The following is a 270-nucleotide window of genomic DNA, read 5'->3' on the forward strand; positions in this document are numbered from 1 at the left end:
CGGGCCGCCTGCTGCATCGAGATGAAGAGCAGGCGGCCCGAGGCCGTCCACGGGATCGGCACCGACTGCCCGACATCCGTCGAAATGCGGAACGGGCGTGCGCCTTCGCGCATGCGAACGACCGTGTATCTGTTTCCATCCAGCATGCAGAACTGCGCCGTCTCCCGCGTCTCGTCGGCAAGCTGTTCCAGCGCTGCCTCGCATTCGCGGGTGAAATCGAAATGGTTCTCATAGGCTGCGCCGAGGAAATACAGCTTGCGGCCGAGATAG

1 protein-coding gene is annotated in these 270 nt (G+C 63.3%); it reads right to left on the reverse strand.

Annotated elements, in window-relative coordinates:
• Positions 1-270: IclR family transcriptional regulator domain-containing protein (locus AF337_RS28900; protein ID WP_425287904.1), on the reverse strand; the 270-nt coding region annotated here is incomplete at both ends.

This window comes from Rhizobium ecuadorense, from assembly GCF_001187535.1.
Lineage (GTDB): Bacteria > Pseudomonadota > Alphaproteobacteria > Rhizobiales > Rhizobiaceae > Rhizobium > Rhizobium ecuadorense.